The sequence below is a fragment of the Methanomassiliicoccales archaeon genome, assembly GCA_038740345.1.
Classification (GTDB): Archaea; Thermoplasmatota; Thermoplasmata; order Methanomassiliicoccales; family UBA472; genus JAJRAN01.
Genome location: JAVYMA010000002.1, coordinates 50653 through 66345 on the forward strand (window position 1 = coordinate 50653; position 15693 = coordinate 66345).

The 15693-nt window shown below is 46.4% G+C and carries 17 protein-coding genes; 5 read left to right on the plus strand and 12 right to left on the minus strand.

The features are described from left to right. Positions 1-514 precede the first annotated feature (514 nt). Complete coding sequence (xth, locus tag QW520_01130; GenBank protein MEM0448412.1) at positions 515-1297, minus strand: exodeoxyribonuclease III; 783 nt, start codon at positions 1295-1297, stop codon at positions 515-517. Positions 1298-1387: 90 nt separating this feature from the next. Here xth and QW520_01135 point away from each other — a divergent pair, with 90 nt between their 5' ends. Together QW520_01135 and QW520_01140 are read left to right on the plus strand one after the other, a co-directional pair. Next, positions 1388-2878, plus strand: a complete 1491-nt coding sequence (locus tag QW520_01135; protein ID MEM0448413.1) for a DASS family sodium-coupled anion symporter — start codon at positions 1388-1390, stop codon at positions 2876-2878. A gap of 137 nt (positions 2879-3015) precedes the next feature. Continuing rightward, complete coding sequence (locus tag QW520_01140) at positions 3016-3861, plus strand: SDR family oxidoreductase (protein MEM0448414.1); 846 nt, start codon at positions 3016-3018, stop codon at positions 3859-3861. A 3-nt stretch (positions 3862-3864) separates the two neighbouring features. Here QW520_01140 and QW520_01145 read toward each other — a convergent pair whose 3' ends face one another. Next, on the minus strand, positions 3865-4341 hold the full coding sequence (locus QW520_01145) for a redoxin domain-containing protein (protein MEM0448415.1): 477 nt from the start codon (positions 4339-4341) through the stop codon (positions 3865-3867). Between the two features lie 116 nt (positions 4342-4457). On the opposite strand from QW520_01145, the gene QW520_01150 reads away from it, so the two are divergent. Beyond that, a complete protein-coding gene (locus QW520_01150) occupies positions 4458-4868 on the plus strand; it encodes a hypothetical protein (protein MEM0448416.1) in 411 nt (136 codons plus the stop codon). Here the strand turns inward: QW520_01150 and QW520_01155 are convergent. The 6 genes from QW520_01155 to QW520_01180 form a co-directional block, all read right to left on the minus strand. Next, positions 4855-5145 (minus strand): hypothetical protein, encoded by a 291-nt coding sequence (locus tag QW520_01155; GenBank protein MEM0448417.1) that lies wholly within the window; start codon positions 5143-5145, stop codon positions 4855-4857. The genes QW520_01150 and QW520_01155 overlap by 14 nt on opposite strands. Before the next feature lie 54 nt (positions 5146-5199). After that, positions 5200-5898 (minus strand): radical SAM protein, encoded by a 699-nt coding sequence (locus tag QW520_01160; protein ID MEM0448418.1) that lies wholly within the window; start codon positions 5896-5898, stop codon positions 5200-5202. Positions 5899-5955: 57 nt separating this feature from the next. Next, positions 5956-6462, minus strand: coding sequence for a hypothetical protein (locus QW520_01165; protein ID MEM0448419.1), 507 nt, complete (start codon positions 6460-6462; stop codon positions 5956-5958). 62 nt (positions 6463-6524) lie between these two features. Further along, a complete protein-coding gene (locus QW520_01170) occupies positions 6525-7049 on the minus strand; it encodes a heme-binding protein (protein ID MEM0448420.1) in 525 nt (174 codons plus the stop codon). 283 nt (positions 7050-7332) lie between these two features. Then, positions 7333-9720 (minus strand): AAA family ATPase, encoded by a 2388-nt coding sequence (locus QW520_01175; protein MEM0448421.1) that lies wholly within the window; start codon positions 9718-9720, stop codon positions 7333-7335. A gap of 843 nt (positions 9721-10563) precedes the next feature. Beyond that, positions 10564-11106 carry a hypothetical protein gene (locus QW520_01180; GenBank protein ID MEM0448422.1) on the minus strand — a complete coding sequence of 181 codons (543 nt, stop codon included), beginning with the start codon at positions 11104-11106 and terminating at the stop codon, positions 10564-10566. A gap of 354 nt (positions 11107-11460) precedes the next feature. Here QW520_01180 and QW520_01185 point away from each other — a divergent pair, with 354 nt between their 5' ends. Beyond that, a complete protein-coding gene (locus QW520_01185) occupies positions 11461-12258 on the plus strand; it encodes an alpha/beta hydrolase (protein MEM0448423.1) in 798 nt (265 codons plus the stop codon). 2 nt (positions 12259-12260) lie between these two features. Here the strand turns inward: QW520_01185 and QW520_01190 are convergent, their stop codons facing one another. The 3 genes from QW520_01190 to QW520_01200 all read right to left on the minus strand — a co-directional run bounded on the left by QW520_01190 (position 12261) and on the right by QW520_01200 (position 13330). After that, entirely contained in the window at positions 12261-12713 is a 453-nt protein-coding gene (locus QW520_01190) for a hypothetical protein (protein ID MEM0448424.1), read from the minus strand. Between the two features lie 126 nt (positions 12714-12839). Further along, positions 12840-13019 (minus strand): hypothetical protein, encoded by a 180-nt coding sequence (locus QW520_01195; protein MEM0448425.1) that lies wholly within the window; start codon positions 13017-13019, stop codon positions 12840-12842. An 83-nt stretch (positions 13020-13102) separates the two neighbouring features. Continuing rightward, complete coding sequence (locus QW520_01200; GenBank protein ID MEM0448426.1) at positions 13103-13330, minus strand: hypothetical protein; 228 nt, start codon at positions 13328-13330, stop codon at positions 13103-13105. A 327-nt stretch (positions 13331-13657) separates the two neighbouring features. Between QW520_01200 and QW520_01205 the strand changes: the two genes are divergently transcribed. Then, positions 13658-15034, plus strand: a complete 1377-nt coding sequence (locus QW520_01205; GenBank protein ID MEM0448427.1) for a ferric reductase-like transmembrane domain-containing protein — start codon at positions 13658-13660, stop codon at positions 15032-15034. Positions 15035-15045: 11 nt separating this feature from the next. On the opposite strand, the gene QW520_01210 is transcribed toward QW520_01205, so the two are convergent. Next, positions 15046-15639, minus strand: coding sequence for a class I SAM-dependent methyltransferase (locus QW520_01210; GenBank protein ID MEM0448428.1), 594 nt, complete (start codon positions 15637-15639; stop codon positions 15046-15048). Positions 15640-15693: the final 54 nt, after the last annotated feature.

The window sequence follows — 15693 nt, forward strand, 5'->3', positions numbered from 1 at the left end:
TTGCTGATAATGATAATTGATAATACGAGCAATCCTTAGGAGAAATCTCCACAAGGATTTTTACAGAGGATACTGAGGGGCGAATCTAAAATTTTCCCTTTAGAGATTCATTTTCTGATTTTTTCTTCAAATTTTTCATTTCTGGATCGTATGCCCGAGGCGATTTCAAAGCAGAAGAGAGAGCTCAAGAGACCTTTAATCATTTACTCCCTACCTGTTCTCACGTAAAGGCCGTGAGCATATGGCAGATGAGGCTCAAACAACGAAGTTCGACGAGTTTTTCTGATCATGAACGACCTCTAATTTTAGGTCTCATTTCGATGTTCTAAGAGAGGTTGAATGAAAGGGCGTATAGGTCTTCTCATCGCCGTGAAGGAAGTTTCCTTTAGCAGATGCTATGGCGAATAACCTCTCATCTCGAGAATGACTTTTTCCTCAATCGTGATTTGGATAGCCTGCAAGACTTGCGATTTTTTCACTTCTGAAATTTTGAGCCATTATGATTTGGGTCATCTCATTGTAGAACTATCCCCACTGGGCAGTGATCTGAACCCTGCACTTGGGCCAGGATAAAAGCATCCTTGAGGCGAGGGCGCAGCCCTGCACTGATTAAGAAATAATCGATTCGCCAACCTATGTTCCGCTCTCGAGCACGAGTCTTCATGTCCCACCAGCTGTATTTACCTGGGGATTTATCGAACTCACGAAAAGTATCAATCAGCCCAGCTTCCATGAATCTATCTAACCACTCTCTTTCCTGCGGCAGAAAACCCGAAACCTTTGAGTTCTCTTTTGGCCTGGCTAGGTCTATTTCCTTGTGAGCGGTGTTGAGGTCTCCACAAACCACCAGTTCTCTTCCCTCTTGCATGAGATATCTCACCTTATCTAAGAAAGCGGAGTAGAACTCTAACTTGAAGGCCAGCCTCTCCTCTGATGCCTTCCCATTGGGGAAATAGATGTTCATAAGAATGAAATCGGGGTAGTACGCAATTAAGGTCCGTCCCTCCCTATCGAATCTTTCCCATCCCAATCCCTGCTCGACTTTCTGCGGTCTCTCCTGGGTGTAAAGCGCTACTCCACTTCGCCCCTTTTCCTCCTTAGCTTTTGGCGCCACAAGGTAGAAAAGATAATCATCCAGGTTAGTGAGCTCCTTGGGAAGATCTTCTGCCCTTGCTTTGACTTCCTGCACGCACAGAACATCTGGCCTATCCTTCCTAACAAAATCTATGAAACCCTTGCGGTGAACAGCGCGCAGACCATTCACATTCCAACTTATCAGACGCATGCAATCTGACATCTATCTCCATGGAAGGTCATGATATTTTTTTATCATTATGCCTTCTTGATAACCCTGAAATAGAGCCAGAGATAATAACCATATGGTACCGTGAGGCAATCTGGCACAAATCCTGAAGAGAGCGTGGACCCGCTAGAGTCCTGCAAGGAAGGCACGCCAAGACTGCTTTGCTATTTCAAATGGTTCGATAGGGCACCAAAACTCATCCAAAAAATATTGCGTTTAGTAATACCGTTTCTGGTCCTTATATTCTTCCTGCTACTTCCAATGAACATCAGCAATGAAATCAGGGCCATGCTGGCCATCTTCTTTTGTGTGGCTTTGCTTTGGACCTTGGAACCTGTCCCCTTGGCGGTGACCGCACTTATTGTGCCTGTACTATTGGTAGCTCTTGGTGTGGCCACTCCAGTTCAGTCTCTTCAATCCTTTGCTGACCCGATAATATATCTTCTCATGGGAGGATTGATCATCGCTGAGTCCTTTCGCGTCAATGGCCTGGATCGAAGGGCAGCCCTCTATCTTGTTGCGAAAATGGGGGGAGACGTGCGTAAGGTCTTGTTGGCTCTGATGCTAGTGACCACCCTGCTATCTATGTGGATTTCCAATACCGCCACCATAGCTCTACTGTTACCAGTGGCGGCAGGAGTGGCCTCGAAGGTGGTGGGCCAACAGCCAAAGGTGTTAGCCGCATTCCTTTTAGGCATGGGTATGGCGGGAATGTTCGGGGGAATGGCCACCATAACCGGGTCACCGCCAAACGCCATAGTAGCGGCCTTGATTTCACAGGAGGAGCCATTTAGCTTCTTGAACTGGATGACTATGGGTGTCCCGGTAAGCATTTCACTATTCGCTATCGCTTTTTTCCTCCTGCCAAGGCTGATGAGAATTAGTTCTCAAGTCATCGATATCGCGCAAGTTCACAAGGAGCTGGTAGCCCTGGGAAGCTGGTCGCATGGAGAGAAGTCTACCCTACTGATCTTCTTCCCCACCGTTCTCCTTTGGCTTCTAGGCGACAGATTGGGAGGCGTGTTCGGGCTCCCCTCCAATTTCTTCGTTCCGGCCATGGTCGCTCTACTATCCTCTTTCCTCCTGTTCGTCGTCAAGGCCTTGAAATGGGAGCAAGCCAAAGGCATATCCTGGGAGATCTTTCTTATTGTGGGTGCTGGGTTATCCCTGGGAAAGGCTTTGGAATATACTGGAACAGCCGCTCTCATAGCGGACTTAATCGTCATGGGATTCAGGGGCATGAGCGTTATTGCAATGATGATTTTTGTTGGAGTCATTAGCGTGCTCATAACCAATTTCGTCTCCAATACAGCCTCAGCAGCTATGCTCGCCCCGATCATGATAGGGGTGTCAAGCGCATTGGGCATAGACCCAAAATACCTGGCTCTCACAGTAGGTTTCTGCGTGTCTTTAGCTATCATCACTCCCATAGGCACCCCTTCCATGACTCTAATTTACTCCACCGGACAAGTTTCCCGAAAGGCCATGGCTGCAGCAGGCCTTGTGGTTTCAGCGTTGGCCGTCCCCTTGATCGTGGCTATTGTTTATATAATGGTCAATTCTGGATGGGCTTGAATTTATATCCCTAGGCGAGAACGGATATCATCACACCTTTCAGTATTGTCCCCTAGAGCTTAGCCACCCCTAGATAAATCATTAATATTCATATATACGTCCTATAAAGGCTGGGGGCCTGGCGTATAGCGTCAACTATGTTCGGCAAAGTGGTCCTGATAACAGGTTCCACTTCAGGAATAGGTCTGGTTACCGCTACGGCGATCTCTGCTATGGGAGCGACGGTGGTGATTCATGGGCGCGATGCCCGGCTGGCACAGGAAGTGGTCATGGAGATCAAAGAGAAGACGAAGAACCCAGCAGTCTATTTCCTCCTTGCCGATTTGGGGAATTTGAGCGAAGTGAGATCCATGGCCGATCGGTTCCGGCGCAACTTCCATCGCCTAGACGTCCTAGTGAACAACGCCGGAGCCATGTTCGGAAAGAGACAGGAAAGCGTGGACGGTCTGGAGATGACGTTCCAGGTCAATTATTTGAGCCATTTCCTGCTCACCAATCTTTTGATCGACATGCTTTGCGAGAGTGCGCCTGCGAGGATTGTAAACGTCTCCGCGACTCAGCATGAGAGAGGGCGATTGGATTTCAACGATCTCCAGATGAAGAAGAAATATTCCGCCCAGAAGGCCTATGCGGCCTCCAAGCTAGCAGTGATGCTATTCACCTATGAGATGGCTAGGAGGATCTCTTGCAAAGGGGTGACTTGCAACGCCGTAAATCCTGGCCTGGCCAAGACTCAGCTGGGATATAGGTCAGGGCTTCTGACTAGCCTTTCTAAGCGGATGACTGATTTATTGGGCAAAAGCGCAGAAAAGGCGGCCGAGACAACAATATATCTTGCCACCGCACCTGAGCTGGAAGGAGTTACTGGTAAGTATTTTGAGGATAAAGTGGAGCAAGAATCCTCGGAGATGTCTTACAACCAAGAGATGGCCAAACGGTTATGGGAAGTAAGCATGGAGCTATGCAAGCTATCCAAGAATTGACTTTTAAAATTCCATTTCCGCTGCCATCCTCCTTATCTCATCGAAAGGAGGTGGCACACCTTCAGCTGTCGAGACCCACCGGTATTTAATGATACCATCCTTTCCAATGATGAAAATGGCCCTTCGAGGCATACCTTTAAGGAGACCGCTAGTCTGCAGCCCGGCATATCTCTGGCTCACTTCGCCCTCTGCGTCGGATAGAAGAAGGAATGGTATATTCATGCTCTCCTTCCAAAGCTTATGCGTGAGGATGGAATTACGACTGATCCCGATTATTCTTAAACCTGCTGTCTCTAACTCTTTCATTTCTTTGAACTCCCTCATCTGCAGGGAACAGACTACACCAAAGTCATTGGGGTAGAACATCAGCATGACAGGTCCGCGAGAGAGCTCTCGGCGCAAATGGAATATATGATCGTCAGTTCCTGGTAGTTCGAAGTCTGGCGCCTCCTTGCCTACGTCAGCTCCCTCATCTTTCATCGCCTAGATATCGGGAAGAGGTCTTGATAAGGATTGAGGCACAACTTATCGCCGAAAGGTTCTATCTCCAGGTATTATATCCTTGAGAAACTAACTTCCTGGTGTGGAGGCTGTCAATGGCTCAATTGCCTAAGGAAGTCATCAAGCTGCTTAACAGTGAGAAAGCCGTAAAAGTCCTGGCTACAAAAACGCCCGAAGGGGATGTCCATGCCATAATCGTAGGCAGCGTGAACGCTCCCAATCCAGAAACAATAGTTTTCGGAACTCTGGTCATGAGGCGGAGCAGCGAGAACTTGCGCGTGATGATGGAGAGGGGTGAGTTGGCGTCGGTGTTGGTTGTTCAGGGGATAGAAAGCTACGAAATTAGATGCCGAATACTAAAGCAATCAAATGAAGGTCCCGAGCTGGAGTTGATGAACGAGAAGCTGAAACCTATGGGTTTGAAGATGACCAGTGTGTGGTATCTGGAACCTGTGGAGGTGTGGGACCAAAGCGCTTCCTACAATGCTGGCTCTAGGGTGGTGTGACACCTTTCTCTAGGAAATCGGAAAGAACACTTCGGGTTTGTTCCCAGCTTACCAGAGGAGGCTTCTCCACCACGGTTATTAGCACTTTCTTCCCCTGCACCTTATAAGTCCCTCTGAATTTGAATTCAAGTCCGAGAATGCGCGGTCCGCCAGAAAATCCCCCACTCTTCAAATCACCTTTGAAATGCATCTTGTACTTCTTGGCGAATTCCGCTACTGACTTAAGCATCTCCTCGGGAGTGCCTTTCAATTGGAACTCAAAAGTCCGGCTTTCCATACGGAAATGTGATGGCCTCAACCCATATTTGTATTTGCCAGATAGGGCCACTTTTCACCTTTTCAAAGTGGCTTCGATCCCATCCCCTTGAAGGATGACAAGAGGTACATGTCGTAGCATGATCGCGCCTAAAGCCTCCATCTCTTCCAGGCTTGGGCTGGGCCTCTCAATGCCTTCGAAGGGCAGATCATTTCCCCCGCTCATGAACTGTATCAATTGAGCCTCCTCCACATACCCCTCTAACTGCTGCCCCATGCGCTCCATAGAATGAGAGTCGATTATGGTTGGTATCACCCTCGTCATGGACCTTACCCTTTGCCCCTTAAGCACTTCCAGGCTCTTCCTCAATGCAATAAGATGTGATTTCGCTCTTTCATCATCCAACGAGGTCATCCTTTTGATGGCTTCGACATCATCCAAAGGTGCCCTGATCTCTACGATATAGCGGCTGATCATGCCTAAAGTGTCTTCAAGGAACTCAGGATCGGTCCCAACGGTTTTTAACGTGATCTCCTTTCCACGTTTGCTAAGCACTTTTATAAGCTCTAAAAGTTCATGCTTTTGCATAGCAGGTTCAGCTCCCCCAATGAAGATTTTCTTTACTTCATACTCAGAGAAATACTTCATCACCTGGTCTAAGGGAACGTCTCTTTTCTCCCTTAATCTATGCGCGCAGAACCTGCATCCAATGGGGCATCCATACAACTCTAGATTACCCTCACCTATCTTCTTGTACATGGTAATGAGGCGCATGAGATGATATCTTCTAGCAGCGTTATTTTAATGATGTGAACATTACCAATGGTTCGTTCATGTCGGAATCTCTCTCATACTTTCCCTGACTATGACGTAGAGAAATAGCGTCCATGCCGCACTTAGAGCGCTTATTATAACGGCGATTGCTAAAAGCAGCTTTGCTATCTCACTCGTCATCCAGTCCAGGATGAATCTTAAGCCGGGTGGAAAAAGGTCTGTCAGGTGTGCCATGTTGAAGGGGAATACTGACAGAAAATATAGGGCGGAAATGATAAAGATGATGCTGCCCAATACCTCAAACGGTCGAACTTTATTACGTCGCTTCGTGAGCATGCGCATCACCGCTGGGACCATACCGTAGAGCAAACTTCCATAGAACAATACCATTTCCAGGGTCTTGAATTCAGATGTAAAGAACCCAGTCATGAGCGTCTGATTTCTTACGAAGAAAAGGGCGACCAAAAGGATTAGCACGATCGAAATGGTCTCTCCAATATAGTCTGCTGGCTTGAGAAGGTCCTTTTGCCTTTCTCTTTTCGCCAATGTTTTTGTCCAAGTCATTCAATTTCCTTCTAATTAATATTTAGCATGAAAGGCCGGCATGCTTAACTAGTTTCCTTTCATCACACCTCCACCGCCACTTCGTTGCGCCTTAAGAAGCCTGGAGTGCCTGGTCCATTGTAGCGCATCAGGAAAACATCGCCCTTTACTCTTAACCCCCTTTCTTCTATAGCTTGGAGCAGCTCTCTCTCCTTGGCCTTCACCGTCTCTTCATACACCTTGCCTGAGAACCTTAGGACAGCCAGGATCCTAGATTTTATCTCCACGAGCTTCACTCTCTCATCCAGAGGCTGCGGGGCAGTGGAGATAGAGTAGTAGGAGGGAAGCACAAAGGCGAAGAACCCTGTGCCGGAGATGGCGGGTCGGGTCATGCTTATTCGTTGATAGGTGTTTCCTTTGGAAATGACTGGAACGGTCATGGAAATGTCTTGGCGGGCTCGGTTCTCACCACTGATGTATCGAAAGAGGAGACGAAAAGCTGACTCATCGCTCATTCCTTCCACCATGGCCAATACCATCGTGGGATATCTCCTCAATTCGAATCCTTGAGCGCTTTCTAACACTTCGTAAGGGGTTGTCTCGGTCATGGTGTAAAAAAGTCCTTGACATCTATTAAAGGATGAAACAAAACCCCTCAGGGGAGACGAATCTTTTACTGTTAGCTCATTAACAAACTTCAAAGGGTTCTAAGTGGTCAATTACTCAACTCCTATTTCCATATGAATGATAAAAGGGATAAATACGCCATTCTTGAACAACGCTGCTTATGGCATCTAATCGGTTTCCATATCGACTAGAAAGTTGGATTATACGGCATGCAAAAGGTCCTGAACGGCGAACAGCCTAAGGCTTATCATTTCATAATAATTCTCACGCTCTATATTCCTTTACTTTCTCTGCCATCTCCTCCAGGCGCTTCTGGACAAGGTAGTTAATCGTGTTCGGCTCAAAGGTGCCATCTTCTCTTCTCGAACCCGCTCGGACCCCAGTTAGAAGCTCAATACCCTCGTCCACCGTTCTCACCGCCCAGACATGGAACATACCCTCTCTTATAGCCTCCAAAACCTCTTCTTTTAGCATCAGGTTCTGGACGTTGCTCTCAGGTATCATCACCCCCTGTCTGCCATTGAGCCCCAATCTCTTGCATACCTCGAAGAAGCCCTCTATCTTGAAGTTCACCCCACCTATAGCCTGTATCTCACCCTTCTGATTAACGGATCCAGTGACTGCGATGCTCTGATTAATCGGCTTGCCAGAAAGTGCGGAGAGAAGAGCATATAGCTCTGTGGAAGAGGCAGAATCCCCATCCACGCCTGAATAGGATTGTTCGAAGGTCAGCTTGGCAGTCAGGCTCAAAGGCTTCTCTCGGGCATAGGTGTCATTCAGATAACCTCCTAGAATAAGTACGCCTTTGGAATGAGAGGGACCGCTCATCTGAACTTCTCGCTCGATGTTGATTATGCCATCTTTACCCACTCCCACTGAAGCGGTAATGCGGGAGGGCATGCCAAAGGCGAAATCGCCTACTCCAACCACGGAAAGGCCGTTTACCTGACCAACCTTGTATCCTTCCGTCTGTATGAGTATCAATCCTTTAGCTATGGCCTCCTGTATTTTAGACTGTATCAAGTTAGACCGATAAACCTTCTCCTCTAGAGCTTTATTGATGTGCTTTCTTGTTATCTTCTCCTCCCCAGCCTCCTTGGCGTAGAAATTTGCCTCTCTGATGACATTAGCCACTTCAGCGAATAGCGTAGCCAATTTATTCTGATCCTCCACCATTCTTGATGAATACTCGATTATCGCGGCCAAGCCAGAAGGGTCCACATGCAATAGATTCTCCTTCTTAGTTAGCATGCACACGAAAGAGGCATACTTCTGCACATTTTCCTGCGTACGATCCATAGTTGTGTCAAACTCTGCTTTCACTTTGAAAAGCTCGCGGAAATCTTTGTCCAGAGAATAAAGAAGGTCATAGGTGAAAGGATCCCCCAGGAGGATGACTTTAGCTTTGAATGGTATTGGCTCTGGCCGAAGCGATTTAGTTACCATGAATCCCATCCGAGCCGCAGGCTCCTCGATCTCTAATTTACCGTTGGCTAATGTCTGCTTGAGAGCAGGCCAGGCTAAAGGATCGGCGAAAAGCCCTTCCACCGGAAGCACTAAAAAGCCGCCGTTAGCCTTATGCGCCGCCCCGGCTCTTATCATCGTATAGTCAGTGAAAAGGGCCCCGAATCTCACTTCTTTCTCCAGAGCTCCGAACAGCCGGTAATAAGAGGCATTGCTTTCTATCTCCACTGGCGCTCCTTCCAGTTTTGAATTATCCACGATGAGATTAATGGCGTAATTGCGCCTGGGCCCATCCCCTTGAGACGGCGCTCCCATGAGGCTCGGTTGCTGAGGACTTTCTCCCTGGAGAATGGCGGGCACATTGTTGAGAATGTCCTCTTCCACATGTTTTAAAAATTCTAGCACCTCCTCGCAGTCCTTGAACCTTTCCCTAAGCCCGAATAGATGTGGCTGAAGTACGAATGCCGCTATCTCCCGGTTGAGCTTCACCACCATCTCCTCTGCTTTACGGTCGATATCCCTAAGCTGGATCAGCCTTTTCTGCACCTCAATTTGCAGCTCCTCCCTCTTTCGCTCGATGTCTTTCTGCACTTTCAGTGGCAGTTGAGAGATTTGCTCCTCGCTCAAAGGCTGTCCCCCGACCATGGGGGCGAGGACCAAGCCTATGGGTGACTGGACTATTTGAAAGCCAGCCTCGGAAGCCATTCTGTTCATAGAATCGACGAATTGAGATCTCTCCTGTTGAATGGCTTTTAAAACACCATTTCTTCGTTGTGCGTATTCATTGCTCTCAAAAGCCTCTCTAAGCATCTGCGCCAAGTTGGATACGAACTTCTCCATCTCTCTCTTGAGCTCTATCCCCATACCTGGGGGAAGAGGTATAGCGTTGGGCCTTGTAGGGTCATGGAAGTTATTCACATAGCACCAATCATTTGGCGCTGGCATAGTCTTGGCTAGTTCCTTGATGAAGTTCACCACTGCTGTCTTTCTCCCAGTACCTGGCATGCCCGAGACATATATGTTGAATCCAGGGTCTTGTATACGAAGGCCGAATCGTAATGCCCTCGCCGCCCTGTCCTGGCCGATGATCTCGGTCAGGGGGGAGAGCTCCTCCGTGCTTTTACAGTTAAATACCATCTCATCACAGAAATTTCGGCAATCTTGGAAATTTAGCTCTCTCGCCATCATCCTCTCCTGTAGTAAAATTGGAGAGTTAGTTACTTAGGCTTAACCCTTTTTAGAATGATCGGGTCGAATGCGAAATCAATAAACTCAGGGCAAGGGCGTCTGTTCTGAAAAAGGACTTTAAAAGAAATGACGGTGACTCTTGGTGTGTTGATTATGGCGAATCTTTTAAACATCTTGACCGAATGAAGCTATTTTGGAAATCGTCATAAGTAAAACGTTAGCAAGACCGAGCAATCTAGGCCTCTGAGATGGTTAGCTTGCCTGGTATAATATACCCTCGACCATTCAATTATTTTAATCAGTAGCGTTACGCAATAGCAGGAATACCATTGATTTTCTTGCAAGCCTAACCATTAGATATTTTATCCTATAACGATAATTGATTTCGAGAGAAGTCGTGGATATATTCAGGGCAAAATGCATTAATTATTGGAGGTTTTGCAAACCCATCGATTCCTCCTCCATATGCAGATCCACAATTGCTTCGGCGATCGTAGGGCTCAGCATATAACGTGAACGCGCTTCGGTCCATACAAGGAGAACATGTATCTGACCAGCATTAGAGGGTTCGATACTGCGTCCCCCTATTATTCTAGCCCTTGGAGGGGGGCAGCTTTTCTAACGCGATCTGCAACGCGCTGCACTTCATCAACGGTCATGTCTGGACCTCCTACCACCCTAACCACTGCCCCTTTAGACTACTTTACGTTTATCTCTCCCAATAGGGGGAAGGATAGAGCTTCCTCAACCGCTTTTCTTACCACCTCATCAGAATTTTTTATCAGCTTCACCAATACCTACAAAGTCTACTCCGCCCTCGTTCATTATTGTAAGTGCATCTGCCTAATCCAGATTCACCAAGGCCGTTTTTGTAATGGTCTCAGTAAGCCCTTTGATGGTCTGCATCAAAACCTCATCTGCCACTTTGAAAGCGGCATCCACTGGCAATTTTGATACGAGTTGGATAAATCTATCGTTGGGCACCATGTTGGGAGGGTGAGCGATTTTCCTCAGTTTTTCATATCCATCCAGGGTATTTTTCATACACGCCATACCCTCAGCCTTGAAAGGCAATGTTACCACTCCGATGGTGAGCGCACGGATCTGTTCCTTGCAGATGTGTGCAATGTAATGGGCTGCTCTCGTTCCCCTGCCACCGCCCATGCCCACCGTAACGAAGACTATGTTAGCGCCAGAAAGAAAATTCCTTTTCTCCATCTCATTCTCCCTCGTGGCCTTTTCGCCCACTGCAGGGATTGCACCAGCGTCTAATCCTCTGGTCATAACCCTACCAATTAATATTTTGGCTGGCGCTCTAACTGTAAGGAGATGTTTCGCATCAGTGTTAATAGCGCATAGCTGTGCTCCATTTATCCCGGCATCCACACATCAATTAATGTTATTAGAACCTCCGCCGCCACATCCGATGATTTTAATGCTAAACCTCCAGCTGTTCGGCGTTCCTGTTAATCTCAGCCTCGGCAATGGATTCCTCTATTGTTGAATTAAATTGGCTTTTTTATACCTTTGATGTCGCAAAAGCGCTTTTTAATAAAGGAGATAGGAGGTATATTCCATCCTCAAAATATGACATTTATCAGACGTTCTGTTTAAATTATGTCATCATTCAGTCTGACAAATTAAACGTAAATTGAATGCCTAATTGAATGCCTATGAAAAGTATCTATTAGTTTCCTCATCATTAATACGTACTGCTGTCATTGGTCAAGGAGAAAGGATGTGAGCATAGCAAAAGTTAGAGACATGATAATGAGCTTCGAGATCCAGGGAAGAGGGGAAGCGTTACTGCTGATCTCGGATTTGGGCACTAACAGATCATTTTGGGCGAACCAATTACCTGCCTTCTCCTCCACCATGATGACCATAACCTTCGATGGCCGAGGAACAGGCAATACTGATAGCCCTGAAGGGAAGACTAGCATCGAGGCCCTGGCCCAAGACGCTATAGGATTGATGGGCGTCATCGGTTTAGAGAAAGCTCATTTAATAGGGATGGGCATGGGCGGAAGGGTCGCCGCTAAGGTCGCCTTAAATAAGCCTAATAGCGTTCAAACTCTTGTACTCTGTTCCACCTCTCCCTGTGCCACGCCTTCGCAGATGACTTTTCTCCGCTCAATCCAGCTGCTATCACGTTCAGGAGCCAGTCCTAAGGAGATTGCCTGTTTCGAACTCCCTTGGCTCCAAAGCAGGAGATTTGTGAGCGACAAGAGAATGATAGAAGCCCTAGCGACTTTGAGGGCCAATCGCTTCAGCGGTACATCCCCTGAGTCTAGATGTCAGCTTATAGATGCTTATCTTGAAAACGATTTGAGCGATCAAATGCAAGAAATTTGCATGCCTACCTTGATAGTGTCGGGGCAGGATGACATATTAACACCTATTTGTTATCAAGAGGAAATGGCAAAAAAGATTAGGGGGGCCGAAATACTCAGACTCGAGGCAGCACATATGGTCAATTGTGAGAGACCACGAGAATTCAACTATGGAGTCCTAGATTTCATACAGCGTCATTCATAAGCTCATTTCCAGCTTCGCCCTCGAGCAGCCTTGGCGATCTTTGCCATTTCCAGAACCGTTTCTTCCAATCTATCTAGAAATAACCTGTCCAACTTGTCATCCTTTTCGGGCTCGGGAATCTCCAATTTGAAGCTGCCATGCTGGCCTGATATAGATTTAAATTTTGCCTGCTGCAAGAGGAAAGATACGCGATTTCTTTCTCCATTATCCAAGTAAATTTTTTTAGTGATATATTGAAGACGACTTTCCAAGGTGAGTGATGGGCGCCCCCCCTCGCTCTCATAGGCCTGAACTAGCTCCACTTCCATGTCTTTGTCCTTGAATAATACGTTGAAGCCACGTTCTGTTTCAACTACCTTAATTAAATGTGGGTGGCTCTGCTCTACGTTCTTCAACTCCTTGAGTATCTCCAGTCCCCTTTGCCCAAGAATCGGCCCTGGAATTTTAGTGCTCATTTCAACATCCCTAAAACTTGTAGGTTTAATCATTTAATAAAATGATGTTTTTGCTAGCGTCTTAGTTCCTGACCACTCTCCCAAGCCGGTTAGTAAATAATGTTTTAACAGCTGGGCTTAAAGATGTTAGAATGCAAGATAGTAGATGGAAGAGTTAGTGTCGTTCCTGTTTAGGGTCAGGGATAATGGTATCTCAAGCTTCAAGACAATAATAATCGGCCATCTCAAGATTTCTTTCGCCACCCTTCTTCTTACAATCGGGAATCTCCTCAGAGGTAAAGATTTACCTATGGCCATGATTTCCATGTGGATAATCTCACGTTTAAAGCCCATTTCTTTGCATCACTTCACGCATGAAATTTTGTTCTCTCCTTAAGAATGAACATAGGTCATGCGGTGCTTTTCCTAATTCCCTTTGTCAGAACAGATTTCAGGTCGGAGAAGTTAGAAATTTGATCCAACTCTTTCTTCTTGACCACATTTTCAGCCATAATTCCAATGTTGGCATAAGGTGTTTTTCCACCCATATCCTTTCTTGTTAAAAAGTAAAAAGATGACAATATTTTTAAAATATATATTATTTTATTATTTTTACAAGGATAAACCCCTGTATTCACATTTTAATGAAAGAGCTGGCATGGAACAATTGCTTGAAGAATTTCGCAGAAAGTGGAGATTTTTCAAACCACTGAATAAAAAAATTGGATTTTTTACTCTCTATATAAAGAGGGTATCAATTACCATCTGCAAAATGGTAATGGAAGAATCAATCGACAAGGTTCTTCGACAACTCTCTAGTCAATTAAAAAATTGACCAGAATTTAAATATGGGAATAAAGGTCGAGAAGAGAGACGGACGGGAAGAATCCAAACGAATTGGCTGAGTAGCTTAGAATTAAAATAAATTTGAAGCGAAGACTGTTTCATGGAGGGTTGACGTATATTTGAATAAACGCGAGAAGCAAGATGGAGTTGGGTCTTTTCTTAGCGTGTTTCCATGGGAATTTTTCACAAAATATACCCGCCAGCAACTCCTTTCCATTGGATCTTTCATCCTGATTGTCATTTGTACATCTGCGATTATCCTCTGGGCTTTGATAACCGAGGCTACCACTCGCCCTCCTCTTTTGATTGCGGCCAAGACTTCCGCTTTCCTTGCCATCATTCTCCTCTCAATGAATTTTTTGTTGGCTACAAGACTTAAGGTCCTAGAACGCGCGTTCGGAGGACTTGATAAGCTATACAAGGTGCACAAATTAGTGGGCAAGCTTGCCTTGTTATTCGCACTCCTCCACCCCATTTTCTTGGCTGTGCACAGGGCCAATCAACCTCATCTTCTTATGATGTATTTCCTACCGGGAGTCAATGTCCCTTATACTCTCGGCCTCCTAGCCACATCTGGGTTGCTGGTCGTTGTGTTCTTGAGCGTAAGGCCCACACTACCATATCATCTTTGGAAGAAGACGCATCGATTCATTGTTCTCCCGCTTTTTTTAGCCGCGGTACACGCGCTTCTTTCAGGCTCCGATATATCACGGCATCCTGCTCTGGGCTATTTGGTGCTGACTTTTTCATTTATTGGTCTTCTCTCTTTCCTTTACATTGTCCTGTTGTATCGGTATTTTGGTCCTAGAACTCAGGGGACAGTTACTAAGGTGCGCAAAATGGGCAACATAACCGAGCTTACCATAGCTCCCGACAAGGCCTTAAGATTCCATCCTGGGCAGTTCATCTTCATTCGCTTTCTAGCATTTCCCAACAGTAAAGAATCATTTCCATTTTCATTATCTAGCGATCCGTCTGAGAGCGAGCTACGCATATCTGTAAAAGCCGCAGGAGATTTCACCTCTGGTCCATTGACCGAATCAGCTCCAGGTCATAGGGTGGAGATTATGGGGCCTTATGGTAAATTCGGAGAGCGGTATCTGGCTCAGAGGCGAGACATGATCTGGTTGGCGGGAGGGATCGGAATCACTCCTTTCCTCAGCATGGCTAAGCATGAACGCCGTCAGCCTCCGAAAAGGAGAGTCGACCTCGTATGGGTCTACAGCGATCCTTCTGATATGGCTTATGAGGAAGAGATATTAAAGGAAATGAAAGGAAGGCAAAGCTTCCACTATCATCATTGGAACTCCAGAACCATGGGCAGGATAGATGCTGTGAAGCTGGCCTCCTTGGTAGGAGGTGTAGAGGAATTGAGGCGCAGGGCGATTTTCGTTTGTGGACCACCCGCTCTCATGCGCTCGATGTTCGACCAATTGGTGCGATTGGGCGTGACACCGCGCAACATAATTTACGAGGACTTCAATCTTCTTGGCTGATCTTTAACCACTCATTTTTTAGCTATCCAAGCGCAAGTCCTTCCTAATGACCATATCTTCTCAACTCTATTGAATCCAGCTTTTATCAGCATCTTTTGCCAGAGGGCTTGATCTTCCTCGTCCTCGAGGTTCTCCACCAATATGAACCCCCCGCCATTTTCTAGATGCCTATGCGCCATCTGCAGCAACTCTTCTTTTCGCTCAATTCCTAATTCTGATAATCCATTGATGCAAATTATTAGCCTAGCAGAAACCTCTGGAAACCCCCGTGCCAGATCTAATCTTGAAGGGATAACGAAGCCCAGATGGGTCTGGAAATGAAATCGAGAAGCGCAAATGCAGACATTCTCCCATGAAGAGTCCAAGAGCAAAAATCGGCAAAGATCCTGATGATTTTCTATGAAAGGTTCTATGAAGTCGCCTTCCCCACAACGAAGGTCAACAATCCTTGATTGTGGTTTAATGCATTCATTCCCAGCTCTGAAGATGGCCTGGCGAAGCGAATAATACTGCGGCGTCCCCTTTTCTACAGGCAGATCTTTTGGTATTAGCAACATGCTTGTTGCTCTAGGGTTCGATATCGTTTCAACCACTGATTCGGCCATCTTCTTTCACCTCCTGTTTATCAATGCATTTATCCGTGCTATGACATGACATAG

Coding starts and splice junctions, on each gene's coding strand:
- QW520_01150 (MEM0448416.1), top strand. CDS start 4,458: ATGGCTCAATTGCCTAAGGAAGTCATCAAGCTGCTTAACAGTGAGAAA.
- QW520_01175 (MEM0448421.1), bottom strand. CDS start 9,720: ATGATGGCGAGAGAGCTAAATTTCCAAGATTGCCGAAATTTCTGTGAT.
- QW520_01140 (MEM0448414.1), top strand. CDS start 3,016: ATGTTCGGCAAAGTGGTCCTGATAACAGGTTCCACTTCAGGAATAGGT.
- QW520_01210 (MEM0448428.1), bottom strand. CDS start 15,639: ATGGCCGAATCAGTGGTTGAAACGATATCGAACCCTAGAGCAACAAGC.
- QW520_01195 (MEM0448425.1), bottom strand. CDS start 13,019: ATGGAAATCATGGCCATAGGTAAATCTTTACCTCTGAGGAGATTCCCG.
- xth (MEM0448412.1), bottom strand. CDS start 1,297: ATGTCAGATTGCATGCGTCTGATAAGTTGGAATGTGAATGGTCTGCGC.
- QW520_01145 (MEM0448415.1), bottom strand. CDS start 4,341: ATGAAAGATGAGGGAGCTGACGTAGGCAAGGAGGCGCCAGACTTCGAA.
- QW520_01155 (MEM0448417.1), bottom strand. CDS start 5,145: ATGGAAAGCCGGACTTTTGAGTTCCAATTGAAAGGCACTCCCGAGGAG.
- QW520_01160 (MEM0448418.1), bottom strand. CDS start 5,898: ATGCGCCTCATTACCATGTACAAGAAGATAGGTGAGGGTAATCTAGAG.
- QW520_01165 (MEM0448419.1), bottom strand. CDS start 6,462: ATGACTTGGACAAAAACATTGGCGAAAAGAGAAAGGCAAAAGGACCTT.
- QW520_01190 (MEM0448424.1), bottom strand. CDS start 12,713: ATGAGCACTAAAATTCCAGGGCCGATTCTTGGGCAAAGGGGACTGGAG.
- QW520_01170 (MEM0448420.1), bottom strand. CDS start 7,049: ATGACCGAGACAACCCCTTACGAAGTGTTAGAAAGCGCTCAAGGATTC.